The sequence below is a fragment of the Gemmobacter nanjingensis genome, assembly GCF_014652195.1.
In the GTDB taxonomy this organism is placed as follows: domain Bacteria; phylum Pseudomonadota; class Alphaproteobacteria; order Rhodobacterales; family Rhodobacteraceae; genus Gemmobacter; species Gemmobacter caeni.
In genome coordinates this window covers 32,313-50,675 of sequence record NZ_BMYI01000016.1, presented here as the reverse complement: position 1 = coordinate 50,675, position 18,363 = coordinate 32,313, and the positions used below count along the sequence as shown (strand labels likewise).

Below are 18,363 nucleotides of genomic sequence, written 5' to 3'. Positions count from 1 at the left end.
CGGAAATCAGTCGGGCGCCGCCATTGCCTGACCGGAGCGTTTGTGGGCCGATCGCCCTCTCGGAAGGCCAAGGCGCGGTCCTCTGCTGATGACAGGATGCAGCCTATGCGCATGACAGGATCGGTACGCCCCGATCACGGTCTCGTGCCGGCTATTCTATTGAAGCCATGAAGCGGCTGACGTCCTCGGGAGCGATTTGCACCCGGATCTCTGCCCGAACGGCATCCAGCCCGTGAGTTGTGAGATCTTCGTTGAAGTCCCCCATCATGGGCGAGAGCGTGATGGTCTCGATCCCGACCTCGTGCGCCCGGTCCACCAGGCTATCGCGGGCGCTGTCACCTGCCGGATCGTTGTCGCGGACGATATAGAGCCTGCGCAGTTGCTGCGGGAACAGGATGGCAGCGAGATGCCCGGCCGAGAGTGCGGAAACCATTGGCATGGTGGGCAGAGCCTGACGCAACGACAGGATGGTTTCGATACCTTCCCCCGCTGCCATGACATCCTGCGCATCCCCGTAACGAACTGCATGTCCGAGCAGGTCGCCCATTGCCTTCCTCGGTGGATCGACGGGTGCCTTGCCGGAACCGTCAGGGGCCAGCCATGTGCGGTGTGCGCCGGTAATCCTGCCATCGAGGTCGGTGACGGCGGCGATCATGGCGGGCCAGGCTTGCGTCGGGCCATCGTCCTCGGGCCGCCAGTAGCAGTTGGGATGAAAGCGCAGATTTGCGGTCTGGCGTAAATCCGTAATGCCGCGTCCGCGTAAATACGCTTCTGCGGTGCTGCCGATCAGCGGCTGTGTCATGCGCCAGAGTCGGCGTGCGGCCTCCGATGATCCCGATGGTGCTGGCGGACGGGACTGACGGGGTGGCGGCTGTGGTTCAGGATGCGGCAGGCTGAGGAAGCGCCGGGCCTCTTCGGCAACGTCGGCGAAGTCGATCAGACCGAGCGAATCCCGGATGACATCGAGCAGATCGCCATATTCACCCGTGGCCGAGTCCTGCCATTTACCGGCAATGCCTTTCACGCTGTCGTGCAGCCGGACGAACATGGAGCGGCCAGCCGTGTTTCGGACATCGCCAACCTGCCAGTAATTGCCCTGTTTGCGACCATTCGACAGATAGTGACGGCACACCGCCTCGGCCTGTCGGCCGAGGCGGTGTGCCAGTTCGGAAGCGTTGAGACGCGCCATTATGCGGCCTCCCGCTCACCGATGCGCTCAACCGGGAAGCGGTCAAGCAGTTTACCGGTGATCTCCGGTCCCGTTGCATCGACAGGCACGAAGAAGCGCAGTTTCCACGAGATGATCTCGCTGAAGAGGCCATAGGCCCGCAACCGGTCGCGCATCGCGTCAGTAAAGCCGGTCAGTTCGATCCGGTTGGCGCCCATGACCCGGACGCGGCGCAGTTGCAGCCCCTCGGCGAGATCAAGGATCGTGCGACCTTCGATCAGCGCGGCATAGGCGGCATCGGGTGTCAGGCTGCTGGTAACGCCACTGGTCGAGGCATTGGCAGCCCATGCCGGCGATACCCGGCGACCGATGATGCGTTCGCCCTCGTCGGTCTGCAGCCGATAGACGCGGGAGGAGTCCTGCGGCAGCCGTTTCCAGATCGGCAGAAGCAGCCCAGTCACCATATGCAGAATGCTGTCGGTAAACTCCGGCACCTCGGCCAGTTCTGCCTTCCAGGCCACGGTGAAGTCGGCACGGTCGGCCTCGATCCAGTGGGTCTCGCCCATCGCCCGAACCGGAATGTTCATCGCCTCCATGGGCCGGATCAGCCGCACGCGCCGTTCGATCTCGCCATCATCCAGCATGACGCTGGTGGTCGGGATCTGCACGGCGGCACGACCGGATCGCTCGTTGATGAGCAGTTTGGCACGCGGATCATCCAGTTCAGCGACGGCCGCATCGAGCGTGACCGGCTGATTGCGTTTGCGCTCGGTGAGCGTCAGGAGCCGGGTTTCCGCGCCGGTGCCCGGATGGGTGTGGATCACTTGCCGGTCGGTGACGATGAAACTTTCGGCCTTCAGCGTTTCCAGCCCCATATCATAGGTGCCGGATGCAATCGCCCCGTCGATACGCGCCTGCAGAAGCTGCTCGAAGGCGGCGAACAGGATGCCCTGCAATTCGATGGTCAATGCTAGCAGGCGGTTGAGGAAGGTGGTGATCGGCGGCAGTTCGTCCTTCACACCATTGCTGTCCATCAGCTTCAGGCCGGTTGCGGATTCAAACCGTTCGAGCGAGCATCCCTCGACCTTGCCGCGCACAATCAGCAGATAGAGCTGGCGCAACGCATCGCGAGCATAGGCGGATTCCAGATTATCTTCGGGACGGAACAGCCCCTGACCGCCGGTCTGGCGCTGGCCGCGTGTGATCGCGCCCAGCGTGTCGAGGCGGCGGGCGATGGTCGAGAGAAAGCGCTTCTCGGCTTTGACATCCGTGGCGATGGGTCTGAACAGCGGCGGCTGCGCCTGATTGGTGCGATTGGTGCGGCCCAGCCCCTGAATGGCGGCATCGGCCTTCCAGCCAGGTTCCAGCAGGTAATGCACGCGCAGCCGCTGGTTTTTCGCAGAGAGTTCGGCGTGATAGCTGCGCCCCGTGCCACCGGCATCAGAGAAGACCAGAACGCGCTTCTGGTCATCCATGAAGGCCGAGGTCTCGGCAAGGTTGGCAGAAGGCGCACGGTTCTCGACCGCAAGACGTGCCGATACCCCGTCACCCTTGCGCACGATCCGGCGTGAGCGGCCTGTGACCTCGGCCACCATATCCGTGCCGAAGCGCTGCACGATCTGGTCGAGCGCTCCGGGGACAGGCGGAAGCGAACCCAGCTGCTCCAGCATCTCGTCGCGCCGCGCCACGGCTTCGCGGCATTCCACCGGCTGACCATCGCGGAAGACGGGGCGTGACGACAGGTTGCCCTCGCCATCGGTGAAGGGTTCATAGAGCTGCACCGGGAAGGAATGCTGCAAATACGAGCCGACATACTCCCTCGGCGTGACATCGACGGAAATATCGTTCCATTCCTCGGTCGGGATCTCGGACAGCCGCCGTTCCATCAGGGCTTCGCCAGTCGAGACGATCTGGATGACGGCGGCATGGCCCGCTTCCAGATCGGCCTCGATGGACCGGATCAGGGTCGGGGTTTTCATGGAGGTCAGCAGATGGCCAAAGAAGCGCTGCTTGGTGCTTTCAAAGGCCGAACGGGCGGCGGATTTGGCCTGCCGGTTCAGCGTCCCATCGCTGCCGGTGATGTTGGCGGCTTCCATCGCCGCGTCCAGGTTTCCATGAATGACAGCGAAGGCGGCAGCATATGAGTCGTAAATGTGCCGCTGTTCGTCCGTGAGCTGATGCTCGATCAGTTCATATTCGACGCCATCATAGGAGAGTGAGCGGGCGGTATAGAGGCCGAGAGATCGCAGGTCGCGGGCCAGGACCTCCATGGCCGCAACGCCACCGGATTCGATCGCCTCGACGAACTCGGCGCGGGTCTGGAACGGAAAGTCCTCACCGCCCCAGAGGCCGAGGCGCTGAGCATAGGCGAGATTATGGACGGTGGTGGCGCCAGTCGCCGAGACATAGACGACGCGGGCGTCGGGCAGCGCGTGCTGAAGCCGCAGGCCCGCACGTCCCTGCTGCGAGGCGGCGACATCACCGCGTTCACCTTTTCCGCCACCGGCATTCTGCATGGAATGGCTCTCGTCGAAGATAATGGCTCCATCGAAATCGGACCCCAACCATTCGACGATCTGCTTGACGCGGGAAACCTTCTCGCCCCGGTCGTCGGAGCGTAGCGTGGCATAGGTGGTAAAAAGGATGCCTTCCGACAGCGTGATCGGCTTGCCCTGCGGGAAGCGTGACAGAGGCGTGACCAGCAGCCGTTCCATGCCGAGCGCCGACCAGTCGCGTTGCGCGTCCTCGATCAGCTTGTCGGATTTGGAGATCCAGATCGCCTTGCGCCGACCGCGAAGCCAGTTGTCGAGAATGATGGCGGCGGACTGGCGACCCTTGCCAGCGCCGGTTCCATCCCCGAGCATGAAGCCCCGGCGAAAGCGGATCGATCCGGCAGCATCCTCGGGCGCGGCACTCACATTGTCGAAATGCTCGTCCACGGTCCAGGCGCCGGCGAGATGATCGGCGTGGGCTTCACCTGCATAGATCACCGTTTCAAGCTGGGCGTCCGACAGACGCGCGCAGATGTCGGGCGGCAGCATGGGCCGGTAGGACGGCTTGGGCGGTGCGACCGAGGCCATGGCGGCGGATTGCACCAGCTTGGTCGGATGCGGCTGTGCACCAGCGATACGCAGCGATTGCAGCGCATATTCCTCATAGATCGCGTCGGACAGGCGAGCGCCTTCCGGTGGCGTCCAGTCCACGGTCTCATAGGCGAGTTCGACGCCATCAGGATCATTGGCCGAAGCAGCGACAGATCGCGTAACCGCCGAGCGTGCGAGATAGCCCCGCACGGTCTTCGGCGCGGTGGCCGAAGCGGAAACCACGATCTTCGGCAATGACACTGGCAGGCGCGGCGGAACCTGTTCCTCGATCCATCTGATCAGCGTGGCAACATCAGGCGCGATCCCCGGCGAAGCCGGCAAACTGGCGGGATCGTCGGCGGGCAGTTTGTCGATCACGGTCAGCCGCGTGTCGATCGTGGTGCCGTGCTTTGCATAGACCGCGCCATCGACGGCAGCGCTGAACACCACGCGGCCACGGGCCTGCAAGCGGATGAAGGCGTCCCGCCATGCCGGAGCTTCGGGGCCAAAGCCAGCGCCGGTGATCGTCACCAACCGCCCGCCGGGAGCAAGACGGGCCAGTGCCGCGGCAACATGGCGATAGGCCGCATCCGCGACACGCCCGCTGACATTGGCCATGACCGAGAATGGCGGGTTCATCAGCACCACGGACGGGACAGCATCCGGAGCCAGATGATCATCGATCTGGGCGGCGTCGAAGCGGGTGACGGCAAAAGCCGGAAAGATCTGGGCAAGCAGATCGGCGCGGGTCTCGGCCAGTTCGTTGAGGATCAGCGAGCCACCGATGGTCTGCGCCAGGATCGCCAGAAGGCCGGTGCCCGCCGATGGTTCCAGCACCCTGTCATCGGGCGTAATCGCGGCAGCCGTCAGAGCGGTAAGGCCGAGCGGGATCGGCGTCGAAAATTGCTGGAGGTTTTGGCTTTCCTCGGAACGCCGGGTCTGCGTGGGCAACAGCGCCGCGATCTTTGCCAGCACGGAAATGCGTGCCGCCGGAGACGCGGCTTTACGGAAAAGCGCCTTTCCGTATTTGCGTAAGAAAAGGACGGTAGCGACTTCGCACGCCTCATAGGCCAGCTTCCAGTCCCAGACGCCAGTAGCGTCGGACGCGCCGAAGGCCGTTTCCATAGCACGGCGCAAGGTGGCGGCATCGATGCGTTCACCGCGTTCGAGAGACGGAAGCAAAAGATTAGCCGCAGCCAGAATCGCGGGCGCAGCCGCCAGTGGTGTGACCGGATCGGCCACGGGAAACACCATGTTCATGTCGGAAACCTCAGGAGAGCAGAAATGGAAGAGTCCGAACAGCGCTCTCTCTCGACCGCCCGGACTTAACCCCTTCCGGCCCGCCTCTGACTCTCAAAGCGCAGCATAAAAAAAGCGCCCCGACCGGACGGTGGGGCGCTTGTCAGTGTCTTCTCGGGATCATCCGAAGCGGCGACCAGCTGCGGTGAAGGTGTATTCATTGGCGGCAATGGTTTCATCGACAGCCTCGTCCGAGGACAGATAATCATACTCGCGCTCAAGCTGGCGGTAGAGCCAGCGGGCCAGATCGCGCAGCGCCTCGATGACCGCCTCCTCGGCATCAGCGGTCATGTCCTGCCAGGTCGGGCTGTCGCGCTCGACCGTGATCGACATGCAGTATTCGTGATAATAATGGCCGCGATGGCTGGCATCGGCGCGAAGCTGATAGAAGTTGCGGCGCTGGACCGCCTGAAGGGCATCGGCGATACGATGCAATTCGGTGTCCTGCGGTGCGTGCTCCCGGATAAGGCGCGGAGCATGTTTCCGGTAGGAATACCACGATTCAAAGCACGCACCGTCACCTTGTGAACAGAAGCCGCGGAACCAGATGCAGGGTTCCTGCCGGGTGCCGCCGCCCATCAATCGGACGGTGCGGGTCTTGAGGTTCAACCCGAGGATTTCCGCGATGCGCTGGAAATCCTCATAGACGGCATCGTACCAGTCATAGTCGAAGCCGCCCTCACGATACCAAGCACGGGCCTTGTCCTTTGCCGCATCAGACAATTCGTTGAGGCGATAGACGGTGGTTTCGATGACCTCAGGCATAGGGGGCTCTCCCTTCCAGAACCGAGGAAAGCCAGCCATCGGTATAGATCCAGTCCACTGTCTCGCCGGTGGCGAGATCAAGGACATGCGCCCCACCACCAAATCCGTCGATGCGCGGTTTCGAGCAGCTATTTGCGTACTGGAAACCCCACAATCCGCTCAGGCCAAATTCGGCAGCGCAGCGTTTGACGAATTGGATGACATGCTCAGGGTCACCCGTGACATCATCGCGCATCCAGAGTTGCGTACCGCCATGCTCTGGCTGGATGGAGAGCAGGAAGCCATCCGAGGGCGGATCCTCAGCGGCATTGTCATCTGCCAGAGCGTTGTAGAGATCGAGCGCGCGGGCGGCGTTTGCGGGGGTGCCTACGTCGAGCAGGCAGGAAAAGTGCATGTAATAGTCGGCCATGACGGTCTCCGGACATGACATGGCTCGGCGTATGGCCGAGCCGAATGGGATGAAATGGGTGAAGCTCAGGCGGCCTGTGGCAGGCGGAGTAGATCGGCCGAGGTTTCGCGCCAGAAGGGATCGACCAATCGGGCCTCCAGCGCAGCGGCGCGGTAACGCAGCCGTCTCGCATCACCGGGGTCCGAGGCCCGGAATGCCATACTGCGCAGGCGGCTGGCCTCGGTCACGATCCTGCGTGCCTCGGCATCGGATGCGACTGGCTGTTGCCAGAGGATAATGCCGGCGCGGATTTCACCGGCGAGGACCAGGCGCTGATCTCGGTCCTGAATGAGCATGATGCGCGGCTGAAAATACGGAAAGCTGTCCGGCCCCGTGCGAATATCACCGCGCGACAGGCGCAAGGCTGCGGCCTGGATGGCCTCTTCCGGTGACGGGCATTCGCCAAGCGGGATCACGCGGTCAAAACCGTTCGCCGCGTCACTGGCGTCATAACTGGCCACGCCAAGGCATGAGATACGCAGCGGCAGCTTTTGCGACCGATAAAGCGCGGGCAGAACATCGGCAGCCAGAATCTGGCCGATGGAACGGAAGGTTTCGGAACGGGCAAAGGTCATCGGGATCACTCCATGACGGGCGCCGGTGAGCCTCTCTCTCCGACCCTCAACCCGTCACGGCCGAACGGCCCGCACTCTTCCTCTCTGACCGGGCTCGTTCCCGGTTCCGCTGCCGGCGATGGGAACCATCGCGAGGCGCTGAAGGCCCGAAGCGCGGGCTGCCGCGCTCGGGCCGTCGGGGATGAGGCGCTTTCGCGCCTTATTCCCACGGGTCCAGCTCCAGCTTCACCATGTCGTCGTCGCCGTCGAACTCGGCGGCAGGGCACGCGGCGTGGGTGCCGTCTCCGGCCTGGAACACAACGATCGAAACCATCAGCGTGGCGGCAAGGCTGGCGGCGAAGGCGGTGGCATCTGCATAGGACATGGGTTCCGGCTCCTGTCTTTGGGAGGCGGGGGACCATCCCCCGCGCGACAGGCGCCCGAAGTGTCTGACCGGATCTGCAATCACCCGAGGGCGTTCGGACTTTTCCCGAATCCCCGAGGGCGGCACGCGCGCGTAAGCCGACCCCTTTGGGGTTGAATGTCAAAGAGACGGATCGGACCAAGGTTTGCGAATGGAAGCGGGGGTGGTTTTTCGCATCTGACAGGATGCCGGATACCCGTCGCAGATGCTCTGCCGCGTCAGCCTTGCCACCATGCTGGCATCAGGATCGTGTTCCTTCAGGCCAGAGATGGCTGCCGCTTGTCCTGATCGGGATGGCGGATTGCATGGTGAAGCCGGATTGGGCCCGTCCGGTGCAGACATCCCATCCTCACGGCCAGAGACCCTGCGATCGGGTCTTCAGCTCCAAAGCCCATCGGCAATTTCGCGGGCAACCATCGCGCGGGCTTTCATCATCAGATCGTCGCCCGATGTATCGATGTGACCATAGAAGCGCGCACGGCCGCCATGGGCAGTCCATTCGGCATAGCGGCAGTATTCACGGGCATCGAGCCGGAAAACGCGCATATCTTCGGCCCAATGGGGCTTTGGCTCCACAACAACGGTCATGCCGTCGCGGCTTTCCTCCCAGGGCAGTGTACGCTCCAGCGGACGGTTTTCCCGATCCTGAGCAAATATTTCATCAACGTCGATGCTGGCAGCCATGGCGGCTCTCCAAAGAAAAAGCCCGATCACGAGGATCGGGCGAGTTACGGAAACGGAGCGGTTAGAACGGGGCGACCGAAGCCGCCCCGCATGAGTGCTATTCAGCAGCGACCATATGCTGTTCTTCCTCATCGTCAGCGGGGTCGTCCTCGCCATCGCCGGAGAGGAAATCGGGCAGATTGTCGGCTTCCGCCGCAATGCCCGATGCCGGGTCGACTTCGATACCCTCGTCCGCCATGCGCAGCGGCTCAGGCAGCCAGCCGGTTTCCGCCAGCAGGCGTTCGGCTTCCTTGGCCATGTCGCCCTTCTTGAGATGTCCGATCAACTCGGCGGCCCGGTCTCCGGCCCCTTCACGTACAGCTTCAAGGATACGCGGCTTGGTCACGCGGCCGAGATAATTGCCGACCGTCGGCCGCCAGCCCACGGCCACCATGTCGAGGCCGGTCGAACGGGCCAGCCGGTCAGCCTGCGACAGGCGGATGTCCAGCCCGTGCTGGCTGACGCCCGTGCCACTGTAAGGGTTCGGCTTCTCATAGAGCGCATTGACACCGAAGCTGACGCAATGGGCGAGTAACTCCATGCGCGACCCATCGTCCAGATCGGTCAGCCAATCCCAGAGGGCGGCATCGTCTGCCGGGACATGATCGCACCAGCGTTCGTGGCGGTCAGCGATAGCCTTGGCCGACGCGCTGTCGCGCAGATCCTCGGCCTGTGCGGGCAGATGAACCTCCCGGACCTGGGCTTCGAGGCATCCCTTGCTGGAATGCGGCATGAAGCAATCCATGGCCAGCCTGTGCAGCAGTGCCGTCATAGCGACATGCGGGTTTACTGCCACCGCATCCCGCAGCGCCAGCGTGCGATGCGCGGTCAGCTCGCTGACCAGGCGATCGGGCAGCGGCTTGATGATGTCGGCCTCGTCTTCCTCCTCAGTTTCGACCGCCTGGCCGCCCAGCGTGATAACTGCACCCATGCGGCTTACCTCCGGTTCTGACCGCTGGATCACCTCGCCGGTTTCCGGGTCAACGATTTCAGCTTCCGGTTCCGCAGGCGTTTCATCTTCGGCGCGAACATAGCCGCGCTCGATCAGCAATGCGCCATCGGCGTCGATGCTGATGAAGACACCCGCCATGCTGATCTGGTCCGGCTCGAAGGTCATCGGACGGCGCTCGAAGGTTTCCAGAGCCAGTTCGATCTCACCCAAGCGGGCGTCGATCTCGTCAGGCAGCTCGTCCGCCTCGCCATATTCGACTTCAAGCCGGTCATACTCGTCGCGCAATGCTTCGCGGGTGGCGCGTTCCTCTTCGCTCAGATCGACCGTGGTGCCGACAATCTGGCGTAGGCCATGGTCGTGACCATAGGGGAAGGTGATGGCGACCTCGATCCATTTCCAGCCCTCGGCGGCGATGGCTTCGCCCTCGGCCTTCAGTTTTTCGCCCACCAACCGGTCGAGCAGCACCGGATCTTGCAGCCAGCCACCATCGTCCTGCTGAAAGAGATCACGCAGCACGCAGCCGCCAGCCTCTTCATAGGCATCGATACCAACGAACACCGCCCGTTTGTCGGCGGCGCGGACTGTGGTTTCGGTCAGCAGGCGTCGGATGTGGTAGGGTTCCTTCTGCCAGCCATCCCTGATCGCTTCCCAGACCTGCTCCTGACGGGCATGGTCAGAACTGACGCTGAAGGCCATGAGTTGTTCCAGCGTCATGCCGTCCTCGGCATAGACGTCGAGCAATGCCGGTGAGACGGAAACCAGACGCAGGCGCTGCTTCACCACCTTGGCATCCACAAAGAAGGCGGCGGCGATGGCTTCCTCGGTCATGCCCTTTTCGCGCATGGCCTGGAAAGCGCGGAACTGATCGAGCGGATGCAGCGGAGCGCGCTCGATATTCTCGGCGAGCGATACCTCGTCGATCAGCACATCGGCGCTGGCCTCCGACACCACGCACGGGACCGGCGCACTTTTGGCGAGGCGCTTCTGCTTGACCAGCAGTTCCAGCGCCCGGAACCGGCGACCGCCGGCGGGCACCTCGAACATGCCGGTTTCCTTGCCCCCGGCATCCACCACCGGACGGACATGCAGGGACTGGATCAGGCCGCGGCGGGCGATGGACTCGGCCAGTTCCTCGACCGAGATGCCGGCCTTGACGCGCCGGACGTTGGACTGGCTGAGCACCAGCTTGTTGAAGGGAATGTCGCGCGAGGACGACAGGGTGATCTTCTGAACGGCAGTGGCCATGTCAGTTACTCCATGACGGACGCCGGTGAGCCTCTCTCTCCGGCTATCAGCCCGTCACGAAGCGAAGCGCCGCCCTCTTCCTCTGAAGAGAGCGACGCCAGCCGCAGAACCTGAAACCCGGAAATCAGGCACTCCGGTTTTCTGTATCGGCGGATGTGCGGGAAAAGCTCGCGCCGACGCCGTAGAGCAAACGCTCGGCGGCGCGGATGCTGCCGGTCTCACGGGCGGCCTCGGCCCAGACCGAGATCGGGAAATCGCCGGTGAACAGCAGATCGCACTCGATGCCCATGCCGAATGGCAGCCGGACTGACTGCATCTCGCCAAGGCTCCACGAACCCAGTTCGGGATGGCCGAGATCCGCCAGGCCGAACATGATGTCGCCATCCTCATCCAGCTCGGTAGCGAGCCAGACGCCTTCACCGATGGGATTGAAGAACTTCACGACCGGGGATGTGATCTTGATCGCGCTGGCGACCATTGGCCAGCAGGCGGTCGTGCTGTGCGCCTGTCAGGAGGATCATGCCGCCGCCCTCCGGTCGGTTTCGCTCGCATCCGACTCCCCGGTGTCTTCGGCAAGCAGATGCGACAGCAGCCAGTCCGCCGCCTTGCTGGCCTGCGAGGCCGCGCGGACAATGGCGCGGGAATCCTCGCGCATGACCTCCAGCCACGATCCGATGTAATCGGCATGGCGGACGGTCGGCAGGATCCCGAGCGCGGCGCAACTGAAAGCTGCGGTCTGTTCGGCAATCATCTCCTCGAAGGCGTATTTCTTCGAACCGAACGAGCCGGTCAGATCGCGGTTGAGGCGGCTGTGATGGCCGCTGGCGTGCCCCAGTTCATGCAGGGCCGTCCTGTGCCAGTTGATCGGCTCGAAATAGGCTTGCGGAGGCGGCACCTGCACATAGTCGAGCGACGGCATATAGAAGGCGCGATTGCCGCCAATACGGAAGTCGATGCCGGTGGCCCGGATCAACGCCTCGACCTGAGGTTCGATAAGGCCCGGCGGCGGTGGCGGCGCGACTGCCGTGATCTCATCGGGTAGGCCATCGCATTGCGCGGCGTTAAAGACCGTGAACCGCTTCAGGAACGGAATGGCATGCGCATCCTCACCCGTTTCGCGGGCACGGCGCTTCTCGTCCTCGGGGGTGAAACGGTCGGCATAAACGACAGTCGTGCCACGTTCGCCCTTCCTGACATTGCCGCCAAGCGAAAGCGCCTGGCGGAACGTCAGCCACGCCTGAGCGGGGAAACCATGCTGGATGACAGCCCCCCAGAGGATGAGAATATTGATGCCGGAATAGGACCGGCCGGTTGAAGCATTTCTCGGCAGGCCCAGCGGGGCGGTATCAGGCGACGCACCCCAGGGCTGGACCCATGGCAACCGCCCTTGCTCCAGCTCGGCGATGATCTTGTTGGTGATGTCGTCGTAAAGGTTGCTGCGCGCGCCACCTTCCGCGAGGTTACGACCCTGTCTGGCCATCGGGATGATCTCCGCGACGGGTGCCGGAAGCCTCTCCTCCAGCTCTTAACCCGTCACGGAAAATCCGTCCGCACTCTCACTCTGAAGGGGGCGTTGCGGGGATCTCCCCGCAGAAGGGGTAGGTAGAGACCAAGGCTCGGCCGCAGGGGAAGGCTTTCCCCCTATTCGGTATGTTCCCCTGCGCTTCCTTGAAAACTGTCAGAAACCCGCGTATATTTCCAACAGGAGAAAGACGATGACACGGCTGACCGAACAGATTCTGGCACATGCGACGGGACTTCCCGAAGGGATGCCCGTGTCCGCCAAGGGCCTGCTCCACCTCGGAAACCGGGCGGCCGTGGATCAGGCATTGTCGCGTCTGTCCGAGCGCGGGCAGCTCATCCGCGCCGGTCGTGGCGTCTATCTGCGCCCCATCGCCAGTCGGTTTGGCACGCGCGCACCTTCGGTCAAGCAGGCTGTCGAGGCCCTCGCGACCCAAAAAGGGGAGATCATCGTCTCGAACGGAGCCGCCGCGGCGAACGCGCTTGGCTTGACGACGCAGGTGCCCGTCCGCTCGGTCTATCTGACCTCCGGACGCAGCCGAAAGATACACCTCGGCAAGCAGGTCGTCGAATTGCGGCACGCGCCGCGCTGGCAACTGGCCCTGGCCAACCGCCCCGCAGGCGAGGCCGTGCGGGCGCTGGCCTGGCTCGGCCCCGAAAAGGCGGAGGCCGCGCTCACGACCTTGAAGCGGAAGATGCCGCCCGGCGTGTTCGGCGAACTGGTCGCCGCCGCGCCGCAGCTTCCGACATGGCTCGCGCAGAGCGTCGGAAAGGCGGCCTATGGCTGACGTTTTCCTCCAGCTTTCGGCCGAGGATCGGCGTGACGCGTTGAGCGTCGTCGCCGACCGTTCGGGTCGTCCCACCCATCTTCTCGAAAAGGATGTGTGGGTGGTGTGGGCGCTGGCGACGCTCTACGCGGCACCGCTCGGCGAGCATCTGGTGTTCAAGGGTGGCACGTCGTTGTCGAAAGCCTATCAGGTCATTCGCCGGTTTTCGGAGGACGTGGATCTGACCTACGACATTCGGGCGATTGCGCCCGATCTGGTTGGGGACAATGGCGAGGGTCTGCCGAAGACACGAAGCGAGGAAAAGCGCTGGTCCAGCGAGGTCCGTCGGCGGTTACCGGCATGGGTCGCGGAAACCGTGCAGCCTGTGATCGAGACCGCACTGGCCGTCGAAGGTCTGGCGGCGGCCGTCCGCGTCGAGGATGAGAAGCTCTTCATCGACTATGAGGCGACCGCAGCCGGGTCCGGCTATGTGGCTCCAAGCGTCATGCTGGAGTTCGGCGCGCGCTCGACGGGCGAACCCGCGAGCTTGCGCGACGTCGTCTGCGACGCGGCCGGCCTGATCGAGGGGCTGCTCTTCCCGACGGCGCGGCCGCGCGTCATGCACGCGGAGCGGACGTTCTGGGAGAAGGCGACCGCCATCCACGTCTTCTGCCTCCAGGAGCGGCTGCGCGGCGACCGCTTCGCGCGACATTGGCACGATGTTGTCCGACTGGACGAAGCCGGCTTCGCGGAAGCCGCTTTTGCCGATCGCGACCTGGCCAACGCTGTCGCTCGGCACAAGTCGATGTTCTTCGCAGAGAAGGCCGCCGACCACACGCCGATCGACTATGCAGCGGCTGTCAGCGGCGGCTTGCAACTCGTGCCGGTCGGCGATGGCGCGAAGGCGTTGGAGGATGACTATGCCCGCATGGTTGAGGATGGACTGCTCTTCGACGACGAGGAGCCGTTCGAAGCGCTCATGGCGCAGTGCGCTGATATAGCCGCGCGCGCGAACAGAGCAGCCAAGTAAGAAACTGGGAGGACCGGGGGTATATGAGCGAAGTCGAAGAAGAGCGAAAATTCCAGTTTCTGCGGGACGGCGATGCCGAGCCATCTGAACTGGACTGGAACAAGGGGATCGAGAGCGCCCGCAAGGCGATTTCCGAGGCCGTGAACGCCAAGAACATCGCATTTCTGCTCGGCGCCGGATGTTCTTCCCTGATGAAGGACAAAAAGGAACTCGGCATTGCGACCATGGCGCCGCTGGCCAAGGAGTTTTGCGGCGAAACCATCGAGGCACGCGCGGCGGGATTCTACAGCGATCCGCCAACAGCCGGCGCTGTACCGGCACCGTGGCGGCTGACCAAAGACGAACTCGACTATCTCGACGCGCTCGGAGTCGACCTGGCGAAGGATTACAGCCGTAACCTGGAACGCTTGATGGAGGTGCTGTTCGCGCAACGGTTCGTGCTGCGCCAGAGCGAGAATCCCGATCTTCACCCCTATCGCGCTGTTCTCGACGGCATCATCAAGAAGGTCCAGGACTTCCTATGGACCCGTGTCACCCAAGGGGCCTTCGCCACGGAGGGCGACACGACCGTGCGCGACCTCTACGAGCGTTTCTACAAGAAACTGGTCCTACGCGATCGGTCCTTGCCCCGGCCCTGGGTGTTCACGACCAACTACGATCATTTCAGCGAATTGGCGATGGATCGCCTGGGCATTCCCTATGCCAACGGTTTTTCCGGCGTCGTGGAACGCCGCTTCAACCCGGCGATCTTCCGCTATGCTCTGGCCGAGCAGCTCGACGTCGCCAGCCGCAAGTGGACCGCCGTGGACGCCTTCGTCTATCTCTGCAAATTGCATGGTTCGGTCACTTGGACCGAGGACGATCATGGTCTCTTCCCGATCAAGGAAGTCTGGCCACCGGAATCCACGAACCAGATGCTGATCTATCCGACGCCGGCGAAGCAGAACTCTTCGCTCGGCTCGCCCTACGCAGACCTGTTCCGGGAATTTCAGTCCCGGATCGTGCGCGAGCAGAGCGTTCTCATCACGGCCGGCTACGCCTTCGGCGACGAGCACCTGAACAACATCATCTATCAGGCTCTGACGATCCCGACCTTCCGCTTGGTGATCTTTGCGGCGCCTGACACGGAGGGAGAGATCGCCAAGCTGCGGGCGCTGCGCGATCCGCGCATTTGGATCATTGGAGGCAATGGCCCTTCCGACGGGACGAGGGCGCACTACTTCGACATGATCGTCGAGCATTTCATGCCCCAGCGCCCCAGCGACAGGATTGATGACGCCGTCCGCAAGGTGTTGTCGGAGCTGGCGCCGAAAAGGGGCGACGAGACAAAGGATGGCGAGGCATGAGCCACGACGATCGCAAGCGGGCGATCGGCAAGGTGGTCTCGGTTGCGGCCGACCGCTTTGTTGTCGAGATGCATGTCGGCACCGACAACTTCACGGTCGTCGGCTTCGACGACGTGCATTATGTGGCGCGACTGGGATCATTCCTGATGATTCCGTCGCAGTCGGAATATGTCGTGGTCGAGGTTGTCGGCCTGCGTGAGCGCGACGCGAGCACGCCTTCCGAGCGGGGCGATTTCGACCGGGCCGGCTCCTCGAAATATCTGGACGTGGTGCCCGTCGGCATGTTGCCGATGCGCGGCGGCGCGTTCCGCTTCGGTGTGTCGGTTTTCCCGTCTCTGTATGCGGACGCACTGTATGCGCTGGATGGCGAGCTCGATCGCATCTTTGAGACCGAGGCCGCCGTCGAGCCGTCAGTCGGCCCGGATGGCGGCGCCTGCCAACCCGAAGGGGCCACGCGCTATCGGGTTCTACCGATCGGCAAGTCGGTGGTGTTCGAGGACTACGACGTCAAAGTTCGTCTGAACGAGTTCTTCGGCGGTCATGTCGCGGTCCTGGGCAATACCGGCAGCGGTAAATCCTGCACGGTCGCCTCGGTCTTGCAGTCCCTTTTCAGCAAACCGGACGAACATCACGCTCGCGGAGCGACGTTTATCGTCTTCGACGTGAATGGCGAGTATCACGAGGCGCTTTCTCCTTTGGCAAAAGACGGCGGCATCGGCGTCCATCGCGTAATCCTTGATGGGACGACCGCTGGCTTTCGGATGCCGCATTGGTTCCTGGAAATGGCAGAGTGGGAACTGCTTTTGCAGGCGAGCGAGCGAACGCAACTGCCGGTCCTTCGGACGGCGTTAGGTCTGACAAGTCTCTTTCATGCCAACACGCCAGACGCTCTGGCTCTGCGCGAGCACTTTGTCGCCACTTGCATCATCGAGTGCTTTCGAGGTGCGGATGGCGACTCCCCAGTGTCGAAGTTTCAGCGCGTCGTTTCTCTTCTTCAGAAGTATCCGACGAACGATCTGAATATGGCGTTGTTGAACCGCTTCAATCCGAATTTTCAATACGGAAATTTTTCTGGCAACAACCAATCGGCATTTCTGGATGAAGTAAGGAAGAAGCTCCGGGAAGATGCTCCCTTACCAGCCTACGATCGGACGCCGTTCTCTTTCGATGAGCTGCACGAATGTCTGGATTTCGCGATCCTTTATGAGGAGGCTCACGGCAACCGCCAAATCCGAGATTACTGCTCTTCCATGGTCACGCGGCTCAGATCTCTCCAGGAGAGGACCGAATATGCCTTTTTACGTCACGAAGGAGCTGACGTTGGTGCGGCTGTAAGCGATCTGGAATTCTTGACCAACATCGTCGGTCTGGGAAGGGTTGTTGGCGAAGCGTTCACCAAACGCAATCAAGTCATTATCATTGATCTGAACTCCGTCGAAGATGAAATCGTTGAGTTGGTCAGTGCGGTCATCGCACGCATGCTTTTTCGGTTCCTTCGCCATGCGGAACCAAGAAACCGTTTCCCGATACATCTGCTCCTCGAAGAGGCTCACAGGTACGTTGCCTCAACGCCCTCCCGGTTTTCCATCGACGCAACCAAGATATTCGAGCGCATCGCCAAGGAAGGGCGCAAGTACGGCATGTTCGTGCTCTTGGCATCGCAACGCCCGAGTGAACTGTCCAAGACGGTTCTCAGCCAGTGCTCCAATTTCCTGGTTCACCGCATCCAGAACCCCGACGATCTTTCTCAGATTCGGCAGATGACGCCGTTCATCTCGGATTCGGTCTTGAAGCGTTTGCCGTCATTGCCTCGGCAGCACGCGCTGGTGTTCGGAACATCGGTCAATCTCCCGACGACATTCAGGGTGCGGGAGGCATCACCGCGGCCGCGCAGCGACGATACCGCCGTGGTCGATTTGTGGTTCCACGAAGAAGGTCGAGCCGCCGACATTCGACTCGCTCCGGCCGATACCGCTGGAGGGGAGCCGATGGCAGTAAACGAAGCTTCAGACGATGACATCTTCTGACCATCTGGAGACCCTGGCGCAGGCGCTGGAGGCCACGGGAGACTACCGGGTCATCCGGCGTCTCAAACCGCGCCCTCGCATCGTTCCTCCGCCAGGCACGCCGCTGCGCCTCGGCCTGGTGGTCGATGTGGAGACCACGGGGCTCGACCCTCAGCGCGACGAGATCATCGAACTCGCCATGACACCATTCAACTACGGCTTGGATGGCACCATTTTCAGCGTGGGCGACAGCTTCCAAGGGCTGCGTCAGCCGAGCAAGCCTATCGCCCCGGAAATCATCGGGATCACGGGCATCACCAACGAGATGGTGGCCGGCCAGATTGTTGATCCCGCAGCGGTAGCCTCATTCGCAGCGCCGGCTTCGCTCGTCATCGCGCACAATGCGGCGTTCGACCGCCGCTTCCTCGAACGATTCAACGACGTGTTCTCGACGAAGCCGTGGGCATGCTCGCTCAGCCAGATCGATTGGGCAGCAGAGGGGTTCGAGGGCACGAAACTCGCCTATCTCGCTCAGGCCGCCGGCTTCTTCTACGACCGCCACCGCGCGATGCACGACTGTCTTGCTACGGTCGAGTTGTTGGCGATGTGGCTGCCCCGATCTGGCGCTACAGGTCTCAGCCGTCTCCTGGACGGCGCTCGTACCGTTTCTTGGCGAATCTGGGCGGAGAACGCGCCCTTTGACCTCAAGGATGTCCTTAAAGCGCGGGGGTACCGCTGGAACGGCGATCCCGGCCCGCAGCCGCGCGCCTGGTATATTGACGTTCCCGAGGCTCAGTGCGAGGCCGAACTACGGTTCTTGAGAACGGAAATCTATCGGTATGAGGTCGATCCCCCGGTTCGGCGGATCGATGCTTATGATCGGTTTTCAGACAGGATCTGAGTGCCGTCGAACGCCGGGCTATTGCATGCCCTTCCGGCACTTCTTGGCAAGCGTGGCGGAGACGAACTTTTCCCTTTTCGTCATGTCGGCGCGCTTTTCCACCATGTAGTGCCTAGCAGTCATGCTTCTCG

General features: G+C 62.6%; 15 protein-coding genes. 5 read left to right on the top strand and 10 right to left on the bottom strand.

All coding sequences use genetic code 11. The features are described 5' to 3' along the window. Positions 1-151: 151 nt before the first annotated feature. The 10 genes from IE126_RS19920 to IE126_RS19875 all read right to left on the bottom strand — a co-directional run bounded on the left by IE126_RS19920 (position 152) and on the right by IE126_RS19875 (position 12,141). Positions 152-1,189, bottom strand: a complete 1,038-nt coding sequence (locus tag IE126_RS19920) for a DUF7146 domain-containing protein (protein ID WP_015740137.1) — start codon at positions 1,187-1,189, stop codon at positions 152-154. Further along, positions 1,189-5,511 (bottom strand): strawberry notch-like NTP hydrolase domain-containing protein, encoded by a 4,323-nt coding sequence (locus tag IE126_RS19915; RefSeq protein WP_189381961.1) that lies wholly within the window; start codon positions 5,509-5,511, stop codon positions 1,189-1,191. Before IE126_RS19915 ends, IE126_RS19920 begins: the two co-directional genes overlap by 1 nt. Before the next feature lie 159 nt (positions 5,512-5,670). Continuing rightward, the gene (locus IE126_RS19910) at positions 5,671-6,315 is read right to left on the bottom strand and encodes an antitoxin of toxin-antitoxin stability system (RefSeq protein WP_066704137.1); all 645 of its coding nucleotides are present in this window, start codon (positions 6,313-6,315) and stop codon (positions 5,671-5,673) included. Further along, a complete protein-coding gene (locus tag IE126_RS19905; RefSeq protein WP_066704139.1) occupies positions 6,308-6,724 on the bottom strand; it encodes a hypothetical protein in 417 nt (138 codons plus the stop codon). Before IE126_RS19905 ends, IE126_RS19910 begins: the two co-directional genes overlap by 8 nt. A gap of 65 nt (positions 6,725-6,789) precedes the next feature. Beyond that, a complete protein-coding gene (locus tag IE126_RS19900; protein WP_066704141.1) occupies positions 6,790-7,338 on the bottom strand; it encodes a hypothetical protein in 549 nt (182 codons plus the stop codon). Between the two features lie 199 nt (positions 7,339-7,537). Next, positions 7,538-7,702 (bottom strand): hypothetical protein, encoded by a 165-nt coding sequence (locus tag IE126_RS19895; protein WP_009450567.1) that lies wholly within the window; start codon positions 7,700-7,702, stop codon positions 7,538-7,540. A gap of 417 nt (positions 7,703-8,119) precedes the next feature. Then, positions 8,120-8,425 carry a hypothetical protein gene (locus IE126_RS19890; RefSeq protein WP_009450568.1) on the bottom strand — a complete coding sequence of 102 codons (306 nt, stop codon included), beginning with the start codon at positions 8,423-8,425 and terminating at the stop codon, positions 8,120-8,122. A gap of 97 nt (positions 8,426-8,522) precedes the next feature. After that, entirely contained in the window at positions 8,523-10,661 is a 2,139-nt protein-coding gene (locus IE126_RS19885) for a ParB/RepB/Spo0J family partition protein (protein WP_066704144.1), read from the bottom strand. A 124-nt stretch (positions 10,662-10,785) separates the two neighbouring features. Further along, positions 10,786-11,139, bottom strand: coding sequence for a DUF2958 domain-containing protein (locus IE126_RS19880; RefSeq protein WP_229825710.1), 354 nt, complete (start codon positions 11,137-11,139; stop codon positions 10,786-10,788). Between the two features lie 39 nt (positions 11,140-11,178). Beyond that, positions 11,179-12,141 (bottom strand): ArdC family protein, encoded by a 963-nt coding sequence (locus tag IE126_RS19875; protein WP_089220814.1) that lies wholly within the window; start codon positions 12,139-12,141, stop codon positions 11,179-11,181. Positions 12,142-12,376: 235 nt separating this feature from the next. Here IE126_RS19875 and IE126_RS19870 point away from each other — a divergent pair, with 235 nt between their 5' ends. The 5 genes from IE126_RS19870 to IE126_RS19850 are packed head-to-tail and all read left to right on the top strand — an operon-like array spanning position 12,377 to position 18,232. Continuing rightward, positions 12,377-12,970 (top strand): DUF6088 family protein, encoded by a 594-nt coding sequence (locus IE126_RS19870; protein ID WP_066703993.1) that lies wholly within the window; start codon positions 12,377-12,379, stop codon positions 12,968-12,970. Further along, positions 12,963-13,979, top strand: coding sequence for a nucleotidyl transferase AbiEii/AbiGii toxin family protein (locus IE126_RS19865; protein WP_066703996.1), 1,017 nt, complete (start codon positions 12,963-12,965; stop codon positions 13,977-13,979). Before IE126_RS19870 ends, IE126_RS19865 begins: the two co-directional genes overlap by 8 nt. 23 nt (positions 13,980-14,002) lie before the next feature. Continuing rightward, positions 14,003-15,325 (top strand): SIR2 family protein, encoded by a 1,323-nt coding sequence (locus IE126_RS19860; protein WP_066704000.1) that lies wholly within the window; start codon positions 14,003-14,005, stop codon positions 15,323-15,325. Next, the gene (locus IE126_RS19855; protein WP_066704003.1) at positions 15,322-17,352 is read left to right on the top strand and encodes an ATP-binding protein; all 2,031 of its coding nucleotides are present in this window, start codon (positions 15,322-15,324) and stop codon (positions 17,350-17,352) included. The genes IE126_RS19860 and IE126_RS19855 overlap by 4 nt, the downstream gene beginning before the upstream one ends. Beyond that, positions 17,339-18,232, top strand: coding sequence for a 3'-5' exonuclease (locus IE126_RS19850; protein ID WP_066704005.1), 894 nt, complete (start codon positions 17,339-17,341; stop codon positions 18,230-18,232). Before IE126_RS19855 ends, IE126_RS19850 begins: the two co-directional genes overlap by 14 nt. The last annotated feature ends 131 nt before the right edge of the window (positions 18,233-18,363 follow it).